Consider the following 19,657-nt stretch of genomic DNA (forward strand, 5'->3'; position numbering starts at 1 on the left):
ATGATCGGTAATTACAATTATGGAACCGGCCGTCGCAAAAGTGCAGTGGCTCGGGTTTTTATCAAAGTTGGCACAGGCTTGATCGTTGTTAACGGCAAACCAGCAAACGAATACTTTTCGCGCGAAACGGGTCTGATGGTCATCCGTCAACCTCTGGAACTGACCGGCAATGTCGAGCGTTTCGACATCAAAGTCAACGTCCATGGCGGCGGTGAGTCGGGCCAGGCTGGTGCAGTTCGTCACGGCATCACCCGCGCTCTGATCGACTACGATGCAGCGCTGAAACCGGAACTGGCGAAAGCTGGCTTCGTGACCCGCGATGCACGTGAAGTCGAGCGTAAAAAAGTTGGTCTGCGCAAAGCACGTCGCGCAAAGCAATTCTCGAAGCGTTAATTCTTACGCTACAGCACCTTTTTGGTGCTGGTCGAAAAGCCGCTGGACTTCGGTCCCGCGGCTTTTTTGCATTTCAGCGGGATGCGCCGTTGCGCTGTAAAATACGCGGAAAACCCGTAGGGGTAGCGTTTCCCTTTATCTTTATGCAATCTATACACAAGGAAAGAACATGATCAAAGTTGGCATCGTCGGCGGCACTGGATACACGGGCGTGGAATTGCTGCGCTTGCTCGCTACCCATCCAGATGTCGAGTTGACGGCGATTACCTCGCGCAAGGAAGATGGCTTGCCCGTTGCTGACATGTATCCTTCCCTGCGTGGCCACGTGAACCTGGCTTTTTCCTCGCCGGACAAGGCGAATCTGGAACAGTGCGACGTGGTGTTTTTCGCCACGCCGCATGGTGTTGCCATGGCGCAAGCTCCCGCCCTGCTGGCCGCCGGCGTGAAAGTCATCGACCTGGCCGCCGACTTCCGCCTGAAAGACCAGGCCAAGTTCGAGCAGTGGTACAAGATTCCCCACACGGCCCCCGAGCTGATCGAACAAGCCGTGTATGGTTTGCCTGAACTGAACCGCGAAGACATCAAGCAGGCCAGGCTGATCGCCAACCCCGGTTGCTACCCGACCACCATGCAGCTGGGCTTTTACCCGCTGCTCAAGGCGGGCCTCGTCAATGCGGGCGGCTTGATCGCCGACTGCAAGTCGGGCGTGTCCGGCGCCGGCCGCAAGGCGGAAATCGGCATCCTGTTCTCGGAAAGCAGCGACAGCTTCAAGGCCTATGGCGTGGCCGGCCACCGCCACCTGCCGGAAACGACGGCGCAATTGCAGCGTTTCACGGATGAGAAAGTGGCGCTGACCTTCACGCCGCACCTGGTGCCAATGATCCGCGGCATGCATTCGACCCTGTACGCGCAGCTGAACAAGGATATCAGCAATGAAGAGCTGCAAGCCTTGTTCGAAACGCAATACAAGGACGAGCCTTTCGTCGACGTGATGCCATTCGGCTCGCATCCGGAAACCCGTTCCACGCGCGGCTCGAACATGCTGCGCCTGGCCTTGCACCGTCCCGAAGGCGGCAATACCGTCATCGTGCTGGTGGTGCAGGATAACCTGGTCAAGGGCGCTTCTGGCCAGGCCGTGCAGTGCATGAACTTGATGTTTGGTTTGAAAGAAACGGCCGGTTTGCAACACATCGCCGTGATGCCTTAAATATAGGCACAGGCGTTTGCGCGGGGCCGGCGCCTTTTTGCCGGACCTGTGCTAAATTGGACTGCCACGTAGATCAACAGGATGACGTTCATGTTCGAGCGCAACGCGAAAAACCCCATCGACACCCTGATCGGCGCTTCCACGCGGATCGAGGGCGACTTGCTGTTTTGCGGAGGCTTGCGCATCGATGGCCATGTGCGCGGCAATGTCACGGGCGAGCCTGGCGAGCCCACGCATGTTGTGCTGGGCGAGGCGGGCCGCATCGATGGCGAAGTGCGCTGCTCGAGCCTGGTTGTCAGCGGCGAGATCAATGGCCCCGTGTATGTGTCCGAAATGCTTGAAATCCAGCCAAAAGCCCGCATTGTAGGAGAGGTCTACTACAAAGTGCTGGAAATGCACAGTGGCGCATTGGTGCAAGGCAAGCTCAGTCGCCACGACAGCGCCGACCCCGTGCTGCACCTGGCCGTGTCGGAAATGTGAGCAGGAACAACACCGGCCAGCCGCCTCTGCGGCCGCCGCAGCGCGAGTTGTGCCAACAGTCTATAATGAGGCTATGTTTTCTGAGGAGTCTGAAATGAATGCAGTCGCTGAAATGCAAGATGTGATCCCTTCGCCTATCATCTTTACCGATAGCGCCGCCGAAAAAGTCGCGCAGCTGATCGAGGAAGAAGGCAATCCCGACCTGAAATTGCGCGTCTTCGTGCAGGGCGGCGGCTGTTCCGGCTTCCAGTACGGTTTCACTTTCGACGAAATCGTCAACGAAGATGACACCACCATGGTCAAGAACGGCGTCCAGCTGTTGATCGACTCCATGAGCTACCAGTACCTGGTCGGCGCGGAAATCGACTACAAGGATGACCTGGAAGGCGCGCAGTTCGTGATCAAGAATCCGACCGCGACGTCGACCTGCGGTTGCGGTTCCTCGTTCTCCGTCTAAGCTGGCACACCTGAGAAAACGTCCTTGGCGGCGTTGCATTGCCTCGCCGTACTATTCGTACTGTCTTCGGCAATGCGCCTTGCCCTGAACGTTTTTCAGGCGCAGCGGTTTACAGGCGCAGCATAAAAATAGCGGATCATCGATCCGCTATTTGTGTTTCTGGGCAATTGTTCCATCTCAACGTGGATACAGCGCGCCCAGTACTCGTAAGCCCTGCGCACCCGTCACGGCCGGCAAGTTGCCCGGCTTGCGCTGCGTAAAGCGCCAGGCCAGCCAGGCAAACGCCAGCGCCTCGACCTGGCTGGGCGCCACGCCCAGGGCTTCCGTCGATTCCACCGCCATGCCCGGCAATTCCCGGACCAGCGCCGTCATCAGGCTGGCGTTCCGCGCGCCGCCGCCGCACACATATACCGATTCCGCCTGCGCCCCGTCGCGCGCGATGGCGTGCGCCAGGCTGGCGGCTGTCAGCTGGGTCAGGGTTGCCTGCACGTCGGCGGCTTGGGCGTCACGGTGATTCGCCAGCTTGCCTTGCAGCCAGTTGGCATGAAAGAGGTCGCGGCCCGTGCTTTTCGGCGCCGGCAAGTCAAAATAGGGATCGTCGAGCAAATCCGCCAGCAGGGCAGGCAAGACTTTGCCCGTGGCGGCCCAGGCGCCATTGGCGTCGTAGGGCTGGCCCAGGTGCCGCAAGACCCAGCCATCCATCAGCGCATTGCCGGGACCCGTATCGTAGCCCGTCACCGTGCCGTCCGCATGCAGCACGCTGATATTGCTGATGCCGCCGATATTGGCCAGCACGCGCGTATGGCCGGGCACATTGAAAATGGCCTGGTGGAAGGCCGGCACCAGCGGTGCGCCCTGGCCGCCGGCCGCCACGTCGCGGCTGCGCAAGTCGGCGATGACGTCGATGCCCGTCAGTTCCGCCAGCAGGGCCGGGTTGTTCAACTGGCGCGTAAAGCCCAGCTCGGGGCGGTGGCGGATGGTCTGGCCATGCGCGCCGATGGCGGCGATGGCGTCCGCGCCGATACCCGCGTCGCTCAACAGCAGGGCGACGCAGTCGGCGTAGTGGCGCACGAGTTGATTGGCCGCCAGCGCTTCGCGTTCGATTTCATTCTCGCCGGCACTTTGCAGCGCCATCAGGTCGTCGCGCAGGCTGGCGGGAAAGGGGATGTAGGCATCGCCCAGGCTGCGCGTGCCGCCATCGTCGGCAAAGTCGACCAGCGCGCCGTCGACGCCATCGAGGCTGGTGCCCGACATTAAACCGATATACAGCATGGGAGTTTCCTCGCGTAGGTAAGTGATGGATGCATTGTGCCGCATTTTCTCGCGCACATAAAACAAAGGCACCGGCCATCTGCATGGGCGGTGCCTGTGTTGTATTGCCCGTAGGCAGTTTTGCTTAGCGTGCAGCCAGTGCCGTGTCGTTCGGACGCAGCAGGGTGAAGCGGTGCATCATGTCGGCGGAAACCATGCGGAAGCGGCTCAGCTCGGCGGCCGTCAATGGCGCCTGGGCTTGTACGTTCAGCTTGCTTGGATCCTGTGCCACGCCGCCGACGCGGAATTCATAGTGCAAGTGGGCGCCCGTGGACCAGCCGGTGGTGCCGACGTAGCCGATCACATCGCCCTGGCTGACTTTTTGACCTTTTTTCAAGCCCGAAGCGAAGCGGCTCATGTGCGCGTAGGCGGTGCTGTAGTTGGCCCAGTGTTTCAGCACAACAACATTACCGTAGCCGTTTTGGGTGCCGACGGAATCGACCACGCCGTCGCCGGAAGCGCGGATAGGCGTGCCCGTTGCTGCTGCGAAATCGATGCCCTTATGCGCTTTCCAGTTGCCGGAAATCGGGTGCACACGCATGGAGAAGCCGGACGAGATGCGGGAGAATTCGAGGGGGGATTTCAGGAAGGCTTTTTTGAGGGACTTGCCGTCGAAACTGTAGTAACCGCCGCCTTGCTTGCTGGCTGGGTCTTCGAACCAAACGGACTGGTAGGTCGTGCCGCGGTTGGTGAATTCACCGGCCAGGATGCGGCCCGCTCGGACAAATTCGCCATCTTGCCAGAATGTTTCGTAGACAACGTTGAACGAGTCGCCGCGCTTCAGGTCGGAGCGGAAGTCGATATTGGTGGAGAACATTTCCACGATTTGCGCGGAAATCGAGTCTGGCAGGCGGGTACCGTCCAGGCTGGAGTCGGTGGCGGCGAACAGGGTGGAAGTAATCTTGCGCGCGTGCATTTCAACGCGGCGTTCCAGCTGGGCTGCCACTTCCGTGGCCACGAACTTGTCGCCCTTGCGGGTGATCAGGATGTTCTTGACCGATTTGTCCGTGCCGTCGACGAGGGTGGCGCGCATCCAGTTGAGGTCGCCGTTTTCGGTCGTTTGCGCTTGCACGCGCTTGCCCGATTTCAGCAACATCACGCCGCGCGCGATCTTGTCGGTTTTAATGAAATTGGCGGCCGCCGGATCATCCACGCCGAGACGGGTCAGCAGGGTGGCGAGGGTATCGCCGGCGCGGACTTTTTCTTCGTGGGTGAAATTCTGGTCTACCTGTTCCATCGCGGAAATTTGCGAGGCGAGATCAGGCATTTCCAGGTTCTGGGCGATGGACGTGACCGGCAAGTCCGATGCGTCGGGCGCCATGGGCGACACAGCGACCGCGCCGAAGGCGGCCACGGCGAGCAGCACTGCGGACGCGCCAATAATGCGCGCCTTGCGTGTCGTCGTCAGCTGTGTGTACAAGCGTGAGCCTGTGATTTTATGTATAGGGTTCATGCAATCAGTTAAAATTTGCCCTTGAACGATTCGTGAACTAGTGCTCTTTGTTATTGTTATTTTAGTTCGCTCATACGGCAAGATTGATGGGATCGAGCATTATAACAAACTCCGCAAACCTACTACCATTTTGAGATTTATAGTCAAATTTTATGGAAATCAACACCACCGCATCGCCTACAAAGGCTAACGCCGCTCAGACCGCGCTTCCGCTGTCGGACAGAGTACAAGAAGCCCTCGCGATTACCAAGCGTGGCGTCGACGAACTCTTGATCGAAAGCGAATTTGCGCAAAAATTAGCGCGCTCCGAGAAAACCGGTGTTCCGCTGCGCATCAAACTGGGCCTGGACCCGACCGCACCCGACTTGCATCTGGGCCACACTGTCGTGCTGAACAAGATGCGCCAGTTGCAAAACCTCGGCCATCAAGTCATTTTCCTCATTGGCGATTTTACTTCCATGATCGGCGACCCTTCGGGCCGCAACGTCACGCGCCCGCCGCTGACCCGCGAACAGATCGAGATTAACGCGATGACGTATTTCGCGCAAGCATCTTTAGTGTTGGACGCCAGCAAGACGGAAATCCGCTATAACTCCGAGTGGTGCGATCCGCTGGGCGCGCGCGGCATCATCCAGCTCGCTTCCCACTACACGGTGGCGCGCATGATCGAGCGCGACGACTTTACCAAGCGCTTCCAGGGCGGCATTCCTATTTCCGTGCATGAATTCCTGTACCCGCTGATGCAAGGCTACGACTCCGTGGCCCTGAAATCGGACCTGGAACTGGGCGGCACGGACCAGAAGTTCAACCTGCTGGTGGGCCGCGAACTGCAAAAGCAGTACGGACAGGAGCAGCAGTGTATTTTGACCATGCCGCTGCTGGAAGGTTTGGACGGCGTGGAAAAAATGTCCAAGTCGAAGAACAACTACATCGGCATCACGGAGCCGGGCAACACCATGTTCGCCAAGCTGATGAGCATTTCCGACGTCATGATGTGGCGCTACTACGAGCTGCTGTCGTGGCGCTCGATCGACGAGCTGGCGCAGCTGAAGCGCGAGGTCGAGGAAGGCCGCAATCCGCGCGATGCCAAGGTTGCGCTGGCGCAAGAGATCGTCGCCCGCTTCCACTCGCAGCAGGCGGCGGAAGATGCGCTGGCCGATTTCGTCAACCGCTCGAAGGGCGGCATTCCCGACGATATCCCGGCAGTGAGCCTGGCCGGCGCACCGCTGGGCATTCCGCAATTGCTGAAACAGGCTGGCCTGTGCCCGTCGACGTCGGAAGCCATGCGCAAGATCGACCAGGGCGGCGTGCGCATCGACGGCACCGTCATCAGCGACAAGGCGCTGCAAGTGGCCGCCGGCCAGTTCGTGTTGCAAGTTGGCAAGCGCAGTTTCGCGCGCGTCACCTTGACGGCATGATCGCGCTGCTGCAAAGAGTCACGCAGGCGAAGGTCGATGTCGGCGGCGCCACCGTCGGCGCCATCGATGCCGGCCTGATGGTGCTCGTGTGCGCGGAGCGCGGCGATACGGAAAAGGAAGCCGATGCCCTGCTGACCAAACTGCTCGGCTATCGCGTGTTTGCCGACGAAGCGGGCAAGATGAACCGCAGCGTGACGGACGTGGCCGGCGGCTTGCTGCTGGTGCCCCAGTTCACGCTGGCGGCCGACACCAAGTCCGGCACGCGCCCGTCGTTCACGCCGGCCGCCGCACCGCAGGACGGCTTGCGCCTGTTCACGCATTTCGTGGAGCAGGCGCGCGGCCGCCATGCGACCGTGCAAACGGGGCAGTTCGGCGCCGATATGCAGGTGTCGCTGACGAATGACGGGCCCGTCACGTTCTGGTTGCAAGTGAATGCAAAGCAATAAATAAGAACGATATAAATAAGAACGATAAAAGAGGAGCAAGCGATGAAATTGTGGAGCGAGACGTTTCGTGATGGCGGCCTGATGCCGGCCGAGTATGCCTTTGCCGAGATCGATCCGGCCAGCCGCGTGCGCCTCGCGGGCAACCGCAATCCCCATCTGGCCTGGGACGATGTGCCGAATGGTACGGAGTCGCTGGCCCTGCTCTGCTTCGATCCCGACGCGCCGCAAGACGCCAGCCTGGCCAACCGCGACGACCAGGCGCTGCCTTTGAGCGCGCCGCGCGGCGACTTTTATCACTGGAGCTTGCTGGACTTGCCGCCTGCCATGCGGGTGATCGCCGCCGGGGAATTTTCCAACGGCATCACGCCACGCGGCAAGGCTGCGGGTACCGGGCTGCGCCAGGGCATCAACGACTACACGGGCTGGTTTGCCGGCGATGCCGCCATGGCCGGCGACTACTACGGCTATGACGGCCCGTGCCCACCGTGGAATGACGAGCGCATCCACCACTATATTTTCCGCCTGTATGCGCTCGACGTGCCGCAGCTGGCCTTGCCCGAGCGTTTCACGGGGCAGCAAGCGCATGCCGCCCTGTACGGCCACATCCTCGACGAAGCCCAGCTCGTCGTTGCCTATTCGCTCAACCCCGAGTTGGCACTTACCTTGAAGAAATAAAGCATGAGCACCACGATTTTATTGATACGCCATGGCGAGACGGCCTGGAATGCGGGCCGCCGCCTGCAGGGCCATATCGACATCGCCCTGAACGAGGCGGGCCTGGCGCAAGCGGCCGCGCTGGGGCAGGCGTTGGCGGACGAAGCACTGGCCGCCATCATCGCCAGCGATCTGCAGCGCGCGCAGCAGACGGCGCAAGCCGTGGCCGGTGTGAAAGCGTTGCCCGTGCAGACGGACTCCTTGCTGCGCGAGCGTTGCTATGGCGCCTTCGAGGGCTTGCTGTACGCGGACATCGCCGCGCGTTATCCGCACGAGTATGCGCAGTGGCAATCGCGCCAGATCGATGCCGTGATGCCGTCGGGCGAGCGCCAGGCCGAGAGTTTTCGCCAGTTCTATGCGCGCGCGAACGGCGCCATCGCCCGCTGGGCCGAACGTTATGACGGCCAGACGATCGCCATCGTGGCCCATGGCGGCGTGCTCGAGTGCGCCTACCGCGAGGCGGTCGGCATGACGCTCGACAGCCCGCGCGACTTCCAAGTCAAAAATGCCAGCGTCAACCGTTTTTCGTATGCGGACGGCAAGCTGCATTTGGTGCACTGGGGAAATATCGAGCACCTGAGCGCGCCCGCGATGGACGAGCTGGGTTAAGCGCTCCCATCTTCACTCTGACGCACTGAGCCAAAAAAATAGTGCTTATTAAATAGGCAGGGAATCGGTTAAAATAGCAGGTTCCTCCGTCCATTCCAGGTTCTTCAGTGCAAATCGGCCCTCACATTCTGCGCAACAATGTTTTCGTCGCTCCCATGGCGGGCGTGACGGATCGGCCTTTCCGCCAGTTGTGCAAGCAGTTGGGTGCCGGCTACGCCGTGTCGGAGATGGCGGCGTCGAATCCGCGCCTGTGGGCAACGGAAAAAAGCGCGCGCCGCACGGACCACGACGGTGAAATGGAGCCGAAAGCCGTGCAGATCGCTGGCGCCGATCCGCAAGACCTGGCCGACTGCGCCAGGTTCAATGTGGACCGGGGCGCCCAGATCATCGACATCAACATGGGTTGCCCCGTCAAAAAGGTGTGCAACAGCTGGTGTGGTTCGGCCTTGCTGCAAAACGAAAGCCTGGTCGAGAAGATCCTGCACGCCGTCGTCAACGCCGTCGACGTGCCCGTCACCCTGAAGTTTCGCACGGGCTGGAACCGCGAAAACAAGAATGCCCTGAAAATCGCCCGCATCGCCGAGCAGGCCGGCATCCAGATGCTGACCCTGCACGGACGCACGCGCGCCGATGGTTACAAGGGCGATGCCGAATATGAAACCATTGCCGCCGTGAAAGCATCGGTGAGCATACCCGTGGTGGCCAACGGCGACATTACCAGTCCTGAGAAGGCCCGTTTTGTGCTCGATCAAACGGGCGCCGATGCCGTCATGATCGGCCGCGCGGCGCAGGGCCGGCCGTGGATTTGCCGCGAGATCGACCATTTCTTGCGCACCGGCACTTTGTTGCCGGCGCCGTACGTGGATGAAGTTCGTACCTTGATGGATGAGCATTTGCGCGCCCATTACGCGTTTTATGGCGAATTTCTCGGTGTGCGCACGGCGCGCAAGCACATCGGCTGGTACGTAAAAGACCTGGAAGGCGGCGAAGCGTTCCGCCAGCAAATGAACTTGCTGGAATCGACGGATGCGCAATTGCTGGCCGTCGATCAATTTTTTGAGTCGCAATGGAAATTTGGCGAACGGTTACAATACCGCCTCGCCGAATCCAGTGAAAGTGGCCTGGCCGATGAGATCAAAACAGTGGCCACGGCAGCATGAGCAGATAGCAACAAGTAGGGTAAATCAGTTGGCAGCAGTACAAGGGCGAGCGCCTATACAGAGCGTCATGCAATATTAATTACAACACCGAGGCAAGAGGGCAGCACGCGGACCGCATGAGCGGCGCGGCACCGGATGGCCAGGTGTTCAGCCGGTTGAAGCATAAAATGAGCAAAGAAAGCATTCAGGAAGTCGTACAGAAAAGTCTAGAAGATTACTTCAATGACCTGGGCGAACAGCAAGCATCGAATATCTATGACATGGTCGTGCTGACCGTGGAAAAGCCCATCCTGGAAGTCGTGATGACACGCGCCGATGGCAACCAGTCGCACGCCGCGCAGATGCTGGGCATCAACCGCAATACCCTGCGCAAGAAATTGCAGGAGCACGGTTTGCTGTAATGCCGGCATGCAAGTGACGCCAAGATTTGAATCCGCCGCAGCGGGCCCGGCCTGATAGCTGACCGCTGCGCCATTCGCCAAGAACACTTAACCACCTAGCCACAGCCATGATCAAACAAGCTCTCCTCTCCGTTTCCGACAAGACCGGCGTTCTCGACTTCGCCCGCGCCCTGTCCGCCCTCGGTGTCAACCTCCTGTCCACCGGCGGCACCGCCAAATTGCTGGCAGACAACGGTGTTCCTGTCACGGAAGTGGCCGATTACACGGGTTTTCCGGAGATGCTTGATGGCCGTGTGAAGACCCTGCACCCGAAAGTGCACGGCGGTATCCTGGCGCGCCGCGATTTCCCTGAGCACATGTCGAAACTGGTCGAGCACGACATGCCGACCATCGACATGGTGGTGGTCAACCTGTACCCGTTCCAGGGCACGGTCGCCAAGGCCGATTGCACCCTGGAAGACGCGATCGAAAACATCGATATCGGCGGCCCGACCATGCTGCGTTCGGCGGCCAAGAACCACAAGGACGTGGTCGTCATCTGCGACCCGAGCGACTACGACGCCGTGCTGGCGGAGCTGCGCTCGGCCGACGGCAAGGCTGGCGACGTCAGCTATGACACCAAGTTCATGCTGGCGAAAAAAGTCTTTGCGCACACGGCGCAATACGATGGCGCCATCACCAACTACCTGACCAGCCTGGGCCCGACGAAGGTGCACGCCGAGCGCGGCGCGTATCCGCAGATCCTGAACGTTGCCTTTGAAAAAGTGCAAGACATGCGCTACGGTGAAAACCCGCACCAGAGCGCCGCCTTCTACCGCGACCTGATCGTCACCGACGGCGCGCTGGCGAATTACCGCCAGCTGCAAGGCAAGGAATTGTCGTACAACAACATCGCCGATGCCGATGCGGCCTGGGAATGCGTGAAGAGCATGGGAGGCTTCGAGCAAAGCGCCGCCTGCGTCATCGTCAAGCATGCGAACCCGTGCGGCGTGGCACTGGGCAAGAACGCGGCGGAAGCGTACGCGCGCGCCCTGCAGACGGACCCGACCTCGGCATTCGGCGGCATCATCGCGTTTAATACCGAACTCGATGGCGCCACCGCCGGCGAAATCGCCAAGCTGTTCGTGGAAGTGCTGATCGCCCCGTCGTTCTCCGCCGAAGCGAAACAGATTCTGTCGAGCAAGCAAAACGTGCGCATGCTGGAAATCCCGCTGGGTGGCGGCGTACACGCGATGGACTTCAAGCGCGTCGGTGGCGGCTTGCTGGTGCAATCGCCGGACGCGAAAAACGTCGGCATCGGCGACTTGCGCGTGGTCAGCAAACTGCAGCCGACACCGCAGCAACTGGCCGATCTGATGTTCGCCTGGAAAGTGGCGAAATTCGTCAAGTCGAACGCCATCGTCTTCTGCGGCAATAACATGACCCTGGGCGTGGGCGCTGGCCAGATGAGCCGCATCGACTCGGCCCGCATCGCGTCGATCAAGGCGCAAAACGCCGGCCTGTCGCTGACCGGTTCCGTGGTGGCGTCGGATGCCTTCTTCCCGTTCCGCGACGGCCTCGACGTCGTCGTGGACGCGGGCGCGACCTGCGTGATCCACCCGGGCGGCTCCATGCGCGACCAGGAAGTGATTGATGCGGCCAACGAGCGCGGCGTCGTCATGCTGTACACGGGCACGCGTCACTTCCGTCATTGATATAGTGAAGAGAGTAGGTCGGATTAGCGGGGCCGAAGGCCGCGCGTAATCCGACAAGCGCAGTTGGCAACGCATGTCGGATTACGCGTACCGCTCATCCGACCTACGGCTTCTCGATAAGGTACTCAGCGGCAGGCACCGGTTATTCACCGGTGCCTGCCGTATTCATTATAGAATCTGGCGATGATTATTCTTGGCATCGATCCTGGCCTGCGCACGACCGGCTTTGGGGTCATTGAAAAACACGGCAACAAGCTGCGCTATATTGCGTCGGGGACCGTCAAGACGGGTTCCGAAGGGGAATTGCCGCCGCGCCTGAAGATCATCCTGCAGGGCGTGAGCGAAATCGTCGGCACCTACCGGCCCGATTGCGCGGCCATCGAGAAAGTGTTTGTCAACGTCAATCCCCAATCGACCTTGCTGCTGGGCCAGGCGCGCGGCGCTGCCATTTGCGCGCTGGTCCATGCCGACCTGTCGGTGGCCGAATACACGGCGCTGCAAGTGAAGCAGGCCGTCACGGGCCACGGCAAGGCGGCCAAGGAGCAGGTGCAGGACATGGTTTCCCGGCTGCTGTCGCTGCCCGGCTTGCCCGGCACGGATGCGGCCGATGCCCTGGGCGTGGCCATTTGCCACGCCAACAGCATCGATGCGCTGGCGATGCTCGGCGCGCTGGCGCCCCAGCTGCGGGGTCTGCGCATGAAGCGCGGCCGTTTGGTGGGCTAGGCGCGCCATATGCCCCTCATATATATACACAACATTAGGAACACGCGATGATAGGCCGTCTCTCCGGTATTTTGCTTGAAAAGAATCCGCCACAATTGCTGGTCGATTGCCAGGGCGTCGGCTATGAAGTCGACGTGCCGATGAGCACCTTTTACAACCTGCCCCACGTGGGCGAAAAAGTCGTGCTGTTTACGCACCAGGCCATCCGCGAAGATGCGCACCTGCTGTTTGGCTTCGGCAATGCGGCCGAGCGCGCCGTGTTCCGCCAGTTGATCAAGATCACGGGCGTGGGCGCGCGCATGGCGCTGTCTATCCTCTCCGGCATGACGATTGCCGACCTGGCGCAGGCGATCACGCTGCAGGATTCGGGCCGCCTGGTGAAAGTACCGGGCATCGGCAAGAAGACGGCCGAGCGCCTGCTGCTGGAATTGAAGGGCAAGATCGGTGCGGATCTCGGTCCGCTGGGCGCGCACGCGGCGCCGGACGCGCAATCGGATATCTTGAACGCGCTGGTCGCGCTCGGTTATTCGGACAAGGAAGCGCTGGCCGCCGTGAAAAACGTGCCGGCCGGCAGCGGTGTCTCGGACGGCATCAAACTGGCGCTGAAAGCGCTGTCGAAAGGCTGATAAGGCATGAGCATCCAGACCGACATCTTCACGGAACAGCGCATCATCGACGCGGCGCCCATCTCGCACAACGAAGAGGCCATCGAACGGGCCTTGCGCCCCAAGCAGCTCGATGAGTACGTGGGGCAGGAAAAGATCCGCGACCAGCTGGAAATTTTTATTACGGCCGCGCGCCAGCGCAAGGAAGCGCTCGACCATACCTTGCTGTTCGGCCCGCCGGGCCTGGGCAAGACGACCCTGGCGCACATCATCGCGCGCGAAATGGGCGTCAACCTGCGCCAGACCTCCGGCCCCGTGCTGGAGCGCCCGGGCGACCTGGCGGCGATTTTGACGAACCTGGAAGCGAACGACGTCCTGTTCATCGATGAAATCCACCGCCTGTCGCCCGTGGTCGAGGAAATCCTGTATCCGGCATTGGAAGATTATCAGATCGACATCATGATCGGCGAGGGCCCGGCCGCCCGCTCCGTGAAACTCGATCTGCAGCCGTTTACATTAGTGGGTGCCACCACGCGCGCCGGCATGCTGACCAACCCGCTGCGTGACCGCTTCGGCATCGTCGCCCGCCTCGAGTTTTATAACACGGGCGAGCTGACGAAGATCGTCACGCGCAGCGCCGCCTTGCTGAAAGCCCCGATCGACCCGGATGGCGCGCATGAAATCGCCCAGCGCGCGCGCGGCACGCCCCGCATCGCCAACCGCCTGCTGCGCCGCGTGCGCGATTTCGCGGAAGTCAAAAGCAATGGCGAGATCACCAAGGTGGTGGCCGACCGCGCGCTGGCCATGCTCGACGTCGATTCCGTCGGTTTCGACGTGATGGACCGTAAATTGCTGGAGGCAGTGCTGTTCAAGTTCGGCGGCGGCCCCGTCGGCATAGGGAATTTGGCGGCGGCCATCGGCGAAGCGGCCGATACCATCGAAGACGTGCTGGAACCATATCTGATCCAGCAAGGTTTCTTGCAGCGCACGCCGCGCGGCAGGGTCGCCACGCCGGCCGCGTATCTGCACTTCGGCGTCAGCGCGCCGCGCATGGGGCCGAACGGCGAAGCGTGGGAACTGTGATGGCGGATGCTGGTATGCCGGGCATGCAGATCTGGATCGACGCCGATGCCTGCCCCGTGGTCATCAAGGAAATTTTGTACCGCGTGGCCGAGCGGCTGGAACTGCCCGTCACCCTGGTGGCGAACCAGGGCTTGCGCGTGCCGCCCTCGCGCTTCATCCGCACCGTGCAAGTGCCGTCGGGCGCGGACGTGGCCGACCAGGAAATCGTGCGCTTGCTCAATCCCGGCGACCTCGTCATCACGGGCGACATCCCGCTGGCGTCCGACGTGCTGGCCAAGGGCGGCTACGCGCTGAACCCGCGAGGCGAGTTTTATACGAAAGATAATATCGCCCAGCAACTGACGATGCGCGCCTTCATGGAAGAGTTGCGCAGCGGCGGCGTCGATACGGGCGGCCCGGCCGCCTTCAGCCAGTCGGACCGGCAGCAGTTCGCCAACAGCCTGGACCGGCATCTGAGCAAGCATCACCGCAAGCCGGCAGCGGCGCAGTAATTCGCGGACGAAAAAAAACCGGCGCAAGCCGGTTTTTTTTATGGCGAACAGCTTATTCTTCGCGCAGCCACGTCTGTGTGCGGCCTATCATCGGGATGCCGACATAGGCGCGTACTTTCAGCTTGGTGCCGCCTTCGATCAGTTCCGCCTTGGTCTTGTAGACCTTGCCGTCCGCCGGGTCGAGGATTTGACCGCCGCTCCATTCGTTGCCGTCCTGCTTCAGGCCGGTCAACATGACGAGGCCGATGATCGGCTGATCCTTGTTGGCATCCTTGCACTGTACACATTTCGGATTCTGATCTTCTTCCGGCCCACGCAACAGCTTTTCGATCTTGCCTTGCAAGACACCGTTGTTTTCCGTGATGCGCACGATGGCCTTCGGTTTGCCGGTGGTGTCGTCGATGGTTTTCCACGTGCCTACGGGGGTGTAGTTGCCATCGCGCGCGCTGGCGCTGCCGGCGATGGCCAGGGCGGCCATCATGACGCTTGCTACGACGGTGGTCTTGAATACGGTACGCATGGCGAGTCTCCTATGGTTTTTTTTGATCGGGTCACGAACAGTTTATATACCAAGGCAAGACCAGCCATCCTGCGCGGCGTCACGGAGGACGCCGCGCAATCGTTCCAAGCCTGCCTTATGCGCTGGCTAGTTTAGCAAACTGTTCGCGCAGTTTTTCAATTGTCGCCGAAAAACTGAGCAAGCGCTCGTTTTCTTGTGCAACGATGGCGGCAGGGGCACGCGCGACAAAGCTTTCATTGCCTAATTTGCTATTTACTTTGGCAATTTCCGCTTCGATACGGGCGATTTCCTTGCCCAGGCGCTCGCGTTCGGCGGCCACGTCGATCTCCACTTTCAGCATCAGCTTGGTGGTGCCGACGATGGCGACGGCCGCTGGCGAGTCCGGCAGCGCATCGACGATCTGCACTTCGGCCAGTTTGCCCAGCGACTGGATGTACGGTGCGTACGATGCCAGCGCAGCCTTTTCCACCGCATTGCCCGCTTCGACGATCAGCGGCACGCGCACGGATGGCGAAATCTGCATTTCGCCGCGCAGGTTGCGCGTCGCGTCCGTCAAGGCTTTCAGCTGCTGCATCCACGCTTCGGCGGACTCATCGATCTTGTCGGTGTTGGCGATCGGATACGGCTGCATCATGATCGACACGCCCTTGGGCTCGCCTTCTGGCTTCGGCAGCTTGCCGGCCAGCGGCGCAACGCTTTGCCACAGCGCTTCCGTCACAAACGGAATGACCGGATGGGCCAGGCGCAGCACCACTTCCAGCACGCGCAGCAGGGTGTGGCGGGTGGCGCGCTGCTGGCCTTCCGTGCCTTGCTGCACTTGCACTTTGGCCACTTCCAGGTACCAGTCGCAATACTCGTCCCACACGAATTTGTAGATGGTGGCGGCGATATTGTCGAAACGGAAGTCTTCAAAGCCCTTGGCCACGTCCAGCTCCGCCTTTTGCAGCAGCGAGATGATCCATTTATCGGCTTGCGACAGGTCGGCGTCGTTCGGGGTGCAATCCTTGCCTTCCGTATTCATCATGACGAAACGGGTGGCGTTCCACATCTTGTTGCAGAAGTTGCGGTAGCCTTCGCAGCGGCCCAGGTCGAAATTGATGTTGCGGCCCAGCGAGGCATAGCTGGCCATGGTGAAGCGCACCGCGTCCGTGCCGTAGGCCGAAATGCCTTCCGGGAATTCCTTGCGCGTCGCCTTGGTGATCTTTTCCGCGTCGCGCGGGTTCATCAGGCCCGTGGTGCGCTTGACGATCAAGCCTTCCAGGTCGATGCCGTCGATCAGGTCGATCGGGTCGAGCGTGTTGCCTTTCGACTTGGACATCTTCTGCCCCGTCGAATCGCGCACCAGGCCGTGCACGTAGACGGTTTCAAACGGCACCTTGCCCGTGAAGTGCGCCGTCATCATGACCATGCGCGCGACCCAGAAGAAGATGATGTCGAAACCCGTGACCAGCACGGACGAGGGCAGGAAGGCCTTCATGTCCGGCGTTTCTTCCGGCCAACCCATGGTCGAGAACGGCACCAGGGCCGACGAGAACCACGTGTCGAGCACGTCGTCGTCGCGCTTCAAGGGACCCGTGCTGCCGGCCGCCTGCGCCTTGGCGATGGCTTCCGCTTCCGTCTTGGCAACGAAGATATTGCCCTTGTCGTCGTACCAGGCCGGGATTTGATGGCCCCACCACAGCTGGCGCGAGATGCACCAGTCCTGGATGTTGTTGAGCCACTGGTTGTAGGTGGTGCTCCAGTTTTCCGGCACGAACTTGATTTCGCCATTGGCGACCTTGTCCAGCGCCGTCTCGGCGATCGACTTGCCCGGGAAGAAGGTGCCTTCCGGTGCCGGTTTGCTCATGGCGACGAACCACTGGTCCGTCAGCATCGGCTCGATGACGACGCCCGTGCGGTCGCCGCGCGGCACCATCAATTTATGCGGCTTGACCTGTTCCAGCAAACCTTGCGCATCGAGGTCGGCAACGATCTGCTTGCGCGCGGCGAAGCGGTCCATGCCGCGGTAGGCGGCCGGCGCGTCGTCGGTGATCTTCGCGTCCAGGGTCAAAATGACGATCTGCGCCAGTTTGTGGCGCTGGCCCACGGCGTAGTCGTTCATGTCGTGCGCGGGGGTAATCTTCACGCAACCGGTGCCGAATTCCTTGTCGACGTATTCGTCGGCGATGATGGGGATTTCGCGGTCCGTCAGGGGGAGCTTGAGCATCTTGCCCACCAGCGCCGTGTAGCGCTCGTCCGTCGGATCGACGGCCACGGCCACGTCGCCCAGCATGGTTTCAGGACGCGTGGTGGCCACCGTCAGGAAACCGCTGCCATCAAGCAGCGGATATTTGATGTACCACATCGAGCCGTCTTCTTCCTCGGACACCACTTCCAGGTCGGACACGGCCGTGCCCAGCACGGGGTCCCAGTTGACCAGGCGCTTGCCGCGGTAGATCAAACCTTGCTCGAACAGGCGCACGAAGACGTCGGTGACGACTTTCGAGCGCGGTTCATCCATCGTGAAGTATTCGCGCTGCCAGTCGGCCGAGGCGCCCAGGCGGCGCATTTGCCCGGTGATGATGGAGCCGGATTTTTCTTTCCATTCCCACACTTTTTCCACGAATTTCTCGCGGCCCAGGTCATGGCGCGAAATCTTTTGCGCGTCCAGTTGGCGTTGCACGACGATCTGCGTGGCGATGCCCGCGTGGTCGGTGCCGGGGATCCAGGCCGTGTTGTGGCCCAGCATGCGGTGGTAGCGGGTCAGGCCATCCATGATGGTCTGGTTGAACGCATGGCCCATGTGCAGGGTGCCGGTGACGTTCGGCGGCGGCAACTGGATGCTGAAGGAAGGTTTTCCGGCATCGAGGGTGGCGCTAAAGTAACCGCGCTGCTCCCACTCGGTGCGCCAGAATTGTTCAATGTCGGCGGGCTCGAAAGACTTGGCTAATTCCATGATTTGGCGTGTGATTGGCAAAAGGAACCATTATAGATGACGCGGCATCGCCTGCAGCGTGGCAACAGGCCTTTTTCAGTGTTTTGGCGGCCTGGCGGGCCGCGAACTAACAACAGAAGGCGCAATAAAACGGGGCTGAAAGGGTGGCCGATGCTATAATGCCGGCCTCGGCGCCTCCTGCCCCATCCTTGCTGACGGCGCCAGCAGACGCGGTTGTATTCCAGTTTCATATCCAGCACTCGTCCGCGTCTCACGGCCAGCGCATCTGCGATGCCAGCCACTTTCAGCGCGTCCCCTCCGGGCCGGGCGCCTGAGCCACGCGCACCGCCAGCGGTGCACCATTCACGGCGGAATCAAAGCGGCACGTCCATTGCACGCCGCTGCCGCCACAGCTTAGCCAGGATCTGTTGTCCGGCGCGTCGTCTTTTGATACGGCACCCCCCGTTTGGCGCCTTGCCGCCTGTGGCCTTGCCGTGGCCGCCGCTTTCCTGGTTTCGCTTTTACAAGGAAATCATCATGAAAAAAATCGCCATCGTTGCCGGTCTTGCCACCACCCTCGGCGCCATGCCCGCCGCCCACGCCCAGTCGTCCGTTGACGTGTATGGGCTGATGGACGCGGGCCTGGTGCAGGAAGGCGGCATCAGCAAGCTCACCAGCGGCATCTCGGCCGGCTCGCGCCTTGGGTTGCGCGGCACGGAGGCGCTGGGCGACGGCTGGCAAGCCGTGTTCACCCTGGAAGCGGGCGTCCTGAGCGACACGGGCCGGTCGGACCAGGCGGGGCAATTGTTCGGCCGCCAGGCCTTTGTCGGCCTCAACAGCCCGCTGGGCATGCTGACCGTGGGCCGCCAGTACAACCTGCAAAGCCAGGCGCTGACCGACGTGGCCGACCCCTTCGAGGGCGGCTTTGCCGGCGCGGCGACCAACCTGGCCGGCTATTCGGCCACGCGCATCGACAATACCGTACGCTACACCTCGCCGGAATGGCGCGGCGTGACGGGCACCGTCATGTATGGCGCCGGCGAACACACGGGTGTGGCGGCGGACCAGCGTTCGCTGGGCCTGGCCCTGGGCTATGTCAACGGGCCGTTGACCCTGCGCCTGGCGCGCCAGAGCCGTGCCGGCGAGCCGGGCAAGGCCGACGCGAACAACACGATTCTGGCCGGTAACTACAACTTCGGCGTGGCCACGGCGTTTGCCGGCTATGGCCGCAACACGGGCGAGGGCAGCTCGATGTTCTTCGCGGAAAATCCCTATGGCGCGGCGCAGGCGCCCACCGCTTCGAACGACAGCCGCGACGCCATCGTCGGCGTGTCTGTGCCGCTGGGTGCGACGACTTTGCTGGCCTCGTATGTGCGCAAGGATGACCGCGATAGCGCCAACCGCGATGCGCAGCAGCTGGCCATCGGCGCCACGTATGCCTTGTCCAAGCGCAGCAAGGTATATGTTGCCTACGCGCATATCCGCAACCGCAACGACGCCGCCTACATGGTGGGCAATGCCACGGAAGTGGGCACGGGCAACCGCGCCTTCAACATCGGTTTGCGCCACGCGTTTTAA

20 protein-coding genes are annotated in these 19,657 nt (G+C 61.3%); 16 read left to right on the plus strand and 4 right to left on the minus strand.

Features of this window, described 5'->3' with window-relative positions; translation table 11 throughout:
• From rpsI to erpA, 4 genes are all read left to right on the plus strand, one after another.
• On the plus strand, window positions 1-393 hold the full coding sequence (rpsI, locus tag CBW66_RS24430; RefSeq protein WP_010393285.1) for a 30S ribosomal protein S9: 393 nt from the start codon (window positions 1-3) through the stop codon (window positions 391-393).
• Between the two features lie 169 nt (window positions 394-562).
• On the plus strand, window positions 563-1,600 hold the full coding sequence (argC, locus tag CBW66_RS24435) for an N-acetyl-gamma-glutamyl-phosphate reductase (protein WP_086139774.1): 1,038 nt from the start codon (window positions 563-565) through the stop codon (window positions 1,598-1,600).
• A 90-nt stretch (window positions 1,601-1,690) separates the two neighbouring features.
• Window positions 1,691-2,080 (plus strand): polymer-forming cytoskeletal protein, encoded by a 390-nt coding sequence (locus CBW66_RS24440; RefSeq protein ID WP_071079490.1) that lies wholly within the window; start codon window positions 1,691-1,693, stop codon window positions 2,078-2,080.
• 94 nt (window positions 2,081-2,174) lie between these two features.
• Window positions 2,175-2,537 carry an iron-sulfur cluster insertion protein ErpA gene (gene erpA, locus CBW66_RS24445; RefSeq protein WP_029496047.1) on the plus strand — a complete coding sequence of 121 codons (363 nt, stop codon included), beginning with the start codon at window positions 2,175-2,177 and terminating at the stop codon, window positions 2,535-2,537.
• A gap of 177 nt (window positions 2,538-2,714) precedes the next feature.
• Here the strand turns inward: erpA and CBW66_RS24450 are convergent, their stop codons facing one another.
• Both CBW66_RS24450 and CBW66_RS24455 read right to left on the minus strand, forming a co-directional pair.
• On the minus strand, window positions 2,715-3,809 hold the full coding sequence (locus tag CBW66_RS24450) for an anhydro-N-acetylmuramic acid kinase (protein WP_086139775.1): 1,095 nt from the start codon (window positions 3,807-3,809) through the stop codon (window positions 2,715-2,717).
• 124 nt (window positions 3,810-3,933) lie between these two features.
• Complete coding sequence (locus CBW66_RS24455; protein WP_086139776.1) at window positions 3,934-5,301, minus strand: M23 family metallopeptidase; 1,368 nt, start codon at window positions 5,299-5,301, stop codon at window positions 3,934-3,936.
• Window positions 5,302-5,453: 152 nt separating this feature from the next.
• On the opposite strand from CBW66_RS24455, the gene tyrS reads away from it, so the two are divergent.
• The 11 genes from tyrS to CBW66_RS24510 all read left to right on the plus strand — a co-directional run bounded on the left by tyrS (window position 5,454) and on the right by CBW66_RS24510 (window position 14,645).
• The gene (gene tyrS, locus CBW66_RS24460) at window positions 5,454-6,719 is read left to right on the plus strand and encodes a tyrosine--tRNA ligase (RefSeq protein WP_086139777.1); all 1,266 of its coding nucleotides are present in this window, start codon (window positions 5,454-5,456) and stop codon (window positions 6,717-6,719) included.
• Window positions 6,716-7,165, plus strand: coding sequence for a D-aminoacyl-tRNA deacylase (gene dtd / locus CBW66_RS24465; protein WP_086139778.1), 450 nt, complete (start codon window positions 6,716-6,718; stop codon window positions 7,163-7,165). The genes tyrS and dtd overlap by 4 nt, the downstream gene beginning before the upstream one ends.
• 42 nt (window positions 7,166-7,207) lie before the next feature.
• On the plus strand, window positions 7,208-7,840 hold the full coding sequence (locus CBW66_RS24470) for a YbhB/YbcL family Raf kinase inhibitor-like protein (RefSeq protein WP_086139779.1): 633 nt from the start codon (window positions 7,208-7,210) through the stop codon (window positions 7,838-7,840).
• 3 nt (window positions 7,841-7,843) lie between these two features.
• Entirely contained in the window at window positions 7,844-8,488 is a 645-nt protein-coding gene (locus CBW66_RS24475) for a histidine phosphatase family protein (protein ID WP_086139780.1), read from the plus strand.
• A gap of 107 nt (window positions 8,489-8,595) precedes the next feature.
• Complete coding sequence (dusB, locus tag CBW66_RS24480; protein WP_086139781.1) at window positions 8,596-9,648, plus strand: tRNA dihydrouridine synthase DusB; 1,053 nt, start codon at window positions 8,596-8,598, stop codon at window positions 9,646-9,648.
• A 167-nt stretch (window positions 9,649-9,815) separates the two neighbouring features.
• Window positions 9,816-10,049, plus strand: a complete 234-nt coding sequence (locus CBW66_RS24485; RefSeq protein ID WP_008445162.1) for a helix-turn-helix domain-containing protein — start codon at window positions 9,816-9,818, stop codon at window positions 10,047-10,049.
• A 107-nt stretch (window positions 10,050-10,156) separates the two neighbouring features.
• On the plus strand, window positions 10,157-11,743 hold the full coding sequence (gene purH / locus CBW66_RS24490; RefSeq protein WP_086139782.1) for a bifunctional phosphoribosylaminoimidazolecarboxamide formyltransferase/IMP cyclohydrolase: 1,587 nt from the start codon (window positions 10,157-10,159) through the stop codon (window positions 11,741-11,743).
• A gap of 183 nt (window positions 11,744-11,926) precedes the next feature.
• Window positions 11,927-12,466 (plus strand): crossover junction endodeoxyribonuclease RuvC, encoded by a 540-nt coding sequence (ruvC, locus tag CBW66_RS24495; protein WP_086139783.1) that lies wholly within the window; start codon window positions 11,927-11,929, stop codon window positions 12,464-12,466.
• A gap of 47 nt (window positions 12,467-12,513) precedes the next feature.
• Window positions 12,514-13,092: a Holliday junction branch migration protein RuvA gene (gene ruvA / locus CBW66_RS24500; protein ID WP_034784779.1), complete on the plus strand. Its 579-nt coding sequence runs from the start codon at window positions 12,514-12,516 to the stop codon at window positions 13,090-13,092.
• Window positions 13,093-13,098: 6 nt separating this feature from the next.
• Complete coding sequence (gene ruvB / locus CBW66_RS24505) at window positions 13,099-14,154, plus strand: Holliday junction branch migration DNA helicase RuvB (RefSeq protein WP_086139784.1); 1,056 nt, start codon at window positions 13,099-13,101, stop codon at window positions 14,152-14,154.
• A 23-nt stretch (window positions 14,155-14,177) separates the two neighbouring features.
• Entirely contained in the window at window positions 14,178-14,645 is a 468-nt protein-coding gene (locus CBW66_RS24510) for a YaiI/YqxD family protein (RefSeq protein ID WP_086139816.1), read from the plus strand.
• A gap of 52 nt (window positions 14,646-14,697) precedes the next feature.
• Here the strand turns inward: CBW66_RS24510 and CBW66_RS24515 are convergent, their stop codons facing one another.
• Together CBW66_RS24515 and CBW66_RS24520 are read right to left on the minus strand one after the other, a co-directional pair.
• On the minus strand, window positions 14,698-15,165 hold the full coding sequence (locus CBW66_RS24515) for a DUF2147 domain-containing protein (RefSeq protein ID WP_086139785.1): 468 nt from the start codon (window positions 15,163-15,165) through the stop codon (window positions 14,698-14,700).
• A gap of 115 nt (window positions 15,166-15,280) precedes the next feature.
• Complete coding sequence (locus CBW66_RS24520; protein ID WP_086139786.1) at window positions 15,281-18,100, minus strand: valine--tRNA ligase; 2,820 nt, start codon at window positions 18,098-18,100, stop codon at window positions 15,281-15,283.
• A gap of 516 nt (window positions 18,101-18,616) precedes the next feature.
• Between CBW66_RS24520 and CBW66_RS24525 the strand changes: the two genes are divergently transcribed.
• Window positions 18,617-19,657 carry a porin gene (locus CBW66_RS24525; protein WP_086139817.1) on the plus strand — a complete coding sequence of 347 codons (1,041 nt, stop codon included), beginning with the start codon at window positions 18,617-18,619 and terminating at the stop codon, window positions 19,655-19,657.

Source organism: Janthinobacterium sp. GW456P, assembly GCF_002127655.1.
Classification (GTDB): domain Bacteria; phylum Pseudomonadota; class Gammaproteobacteria; order Burkholderiales; family Burkholderiaceae_D; genus Janthinobacterium.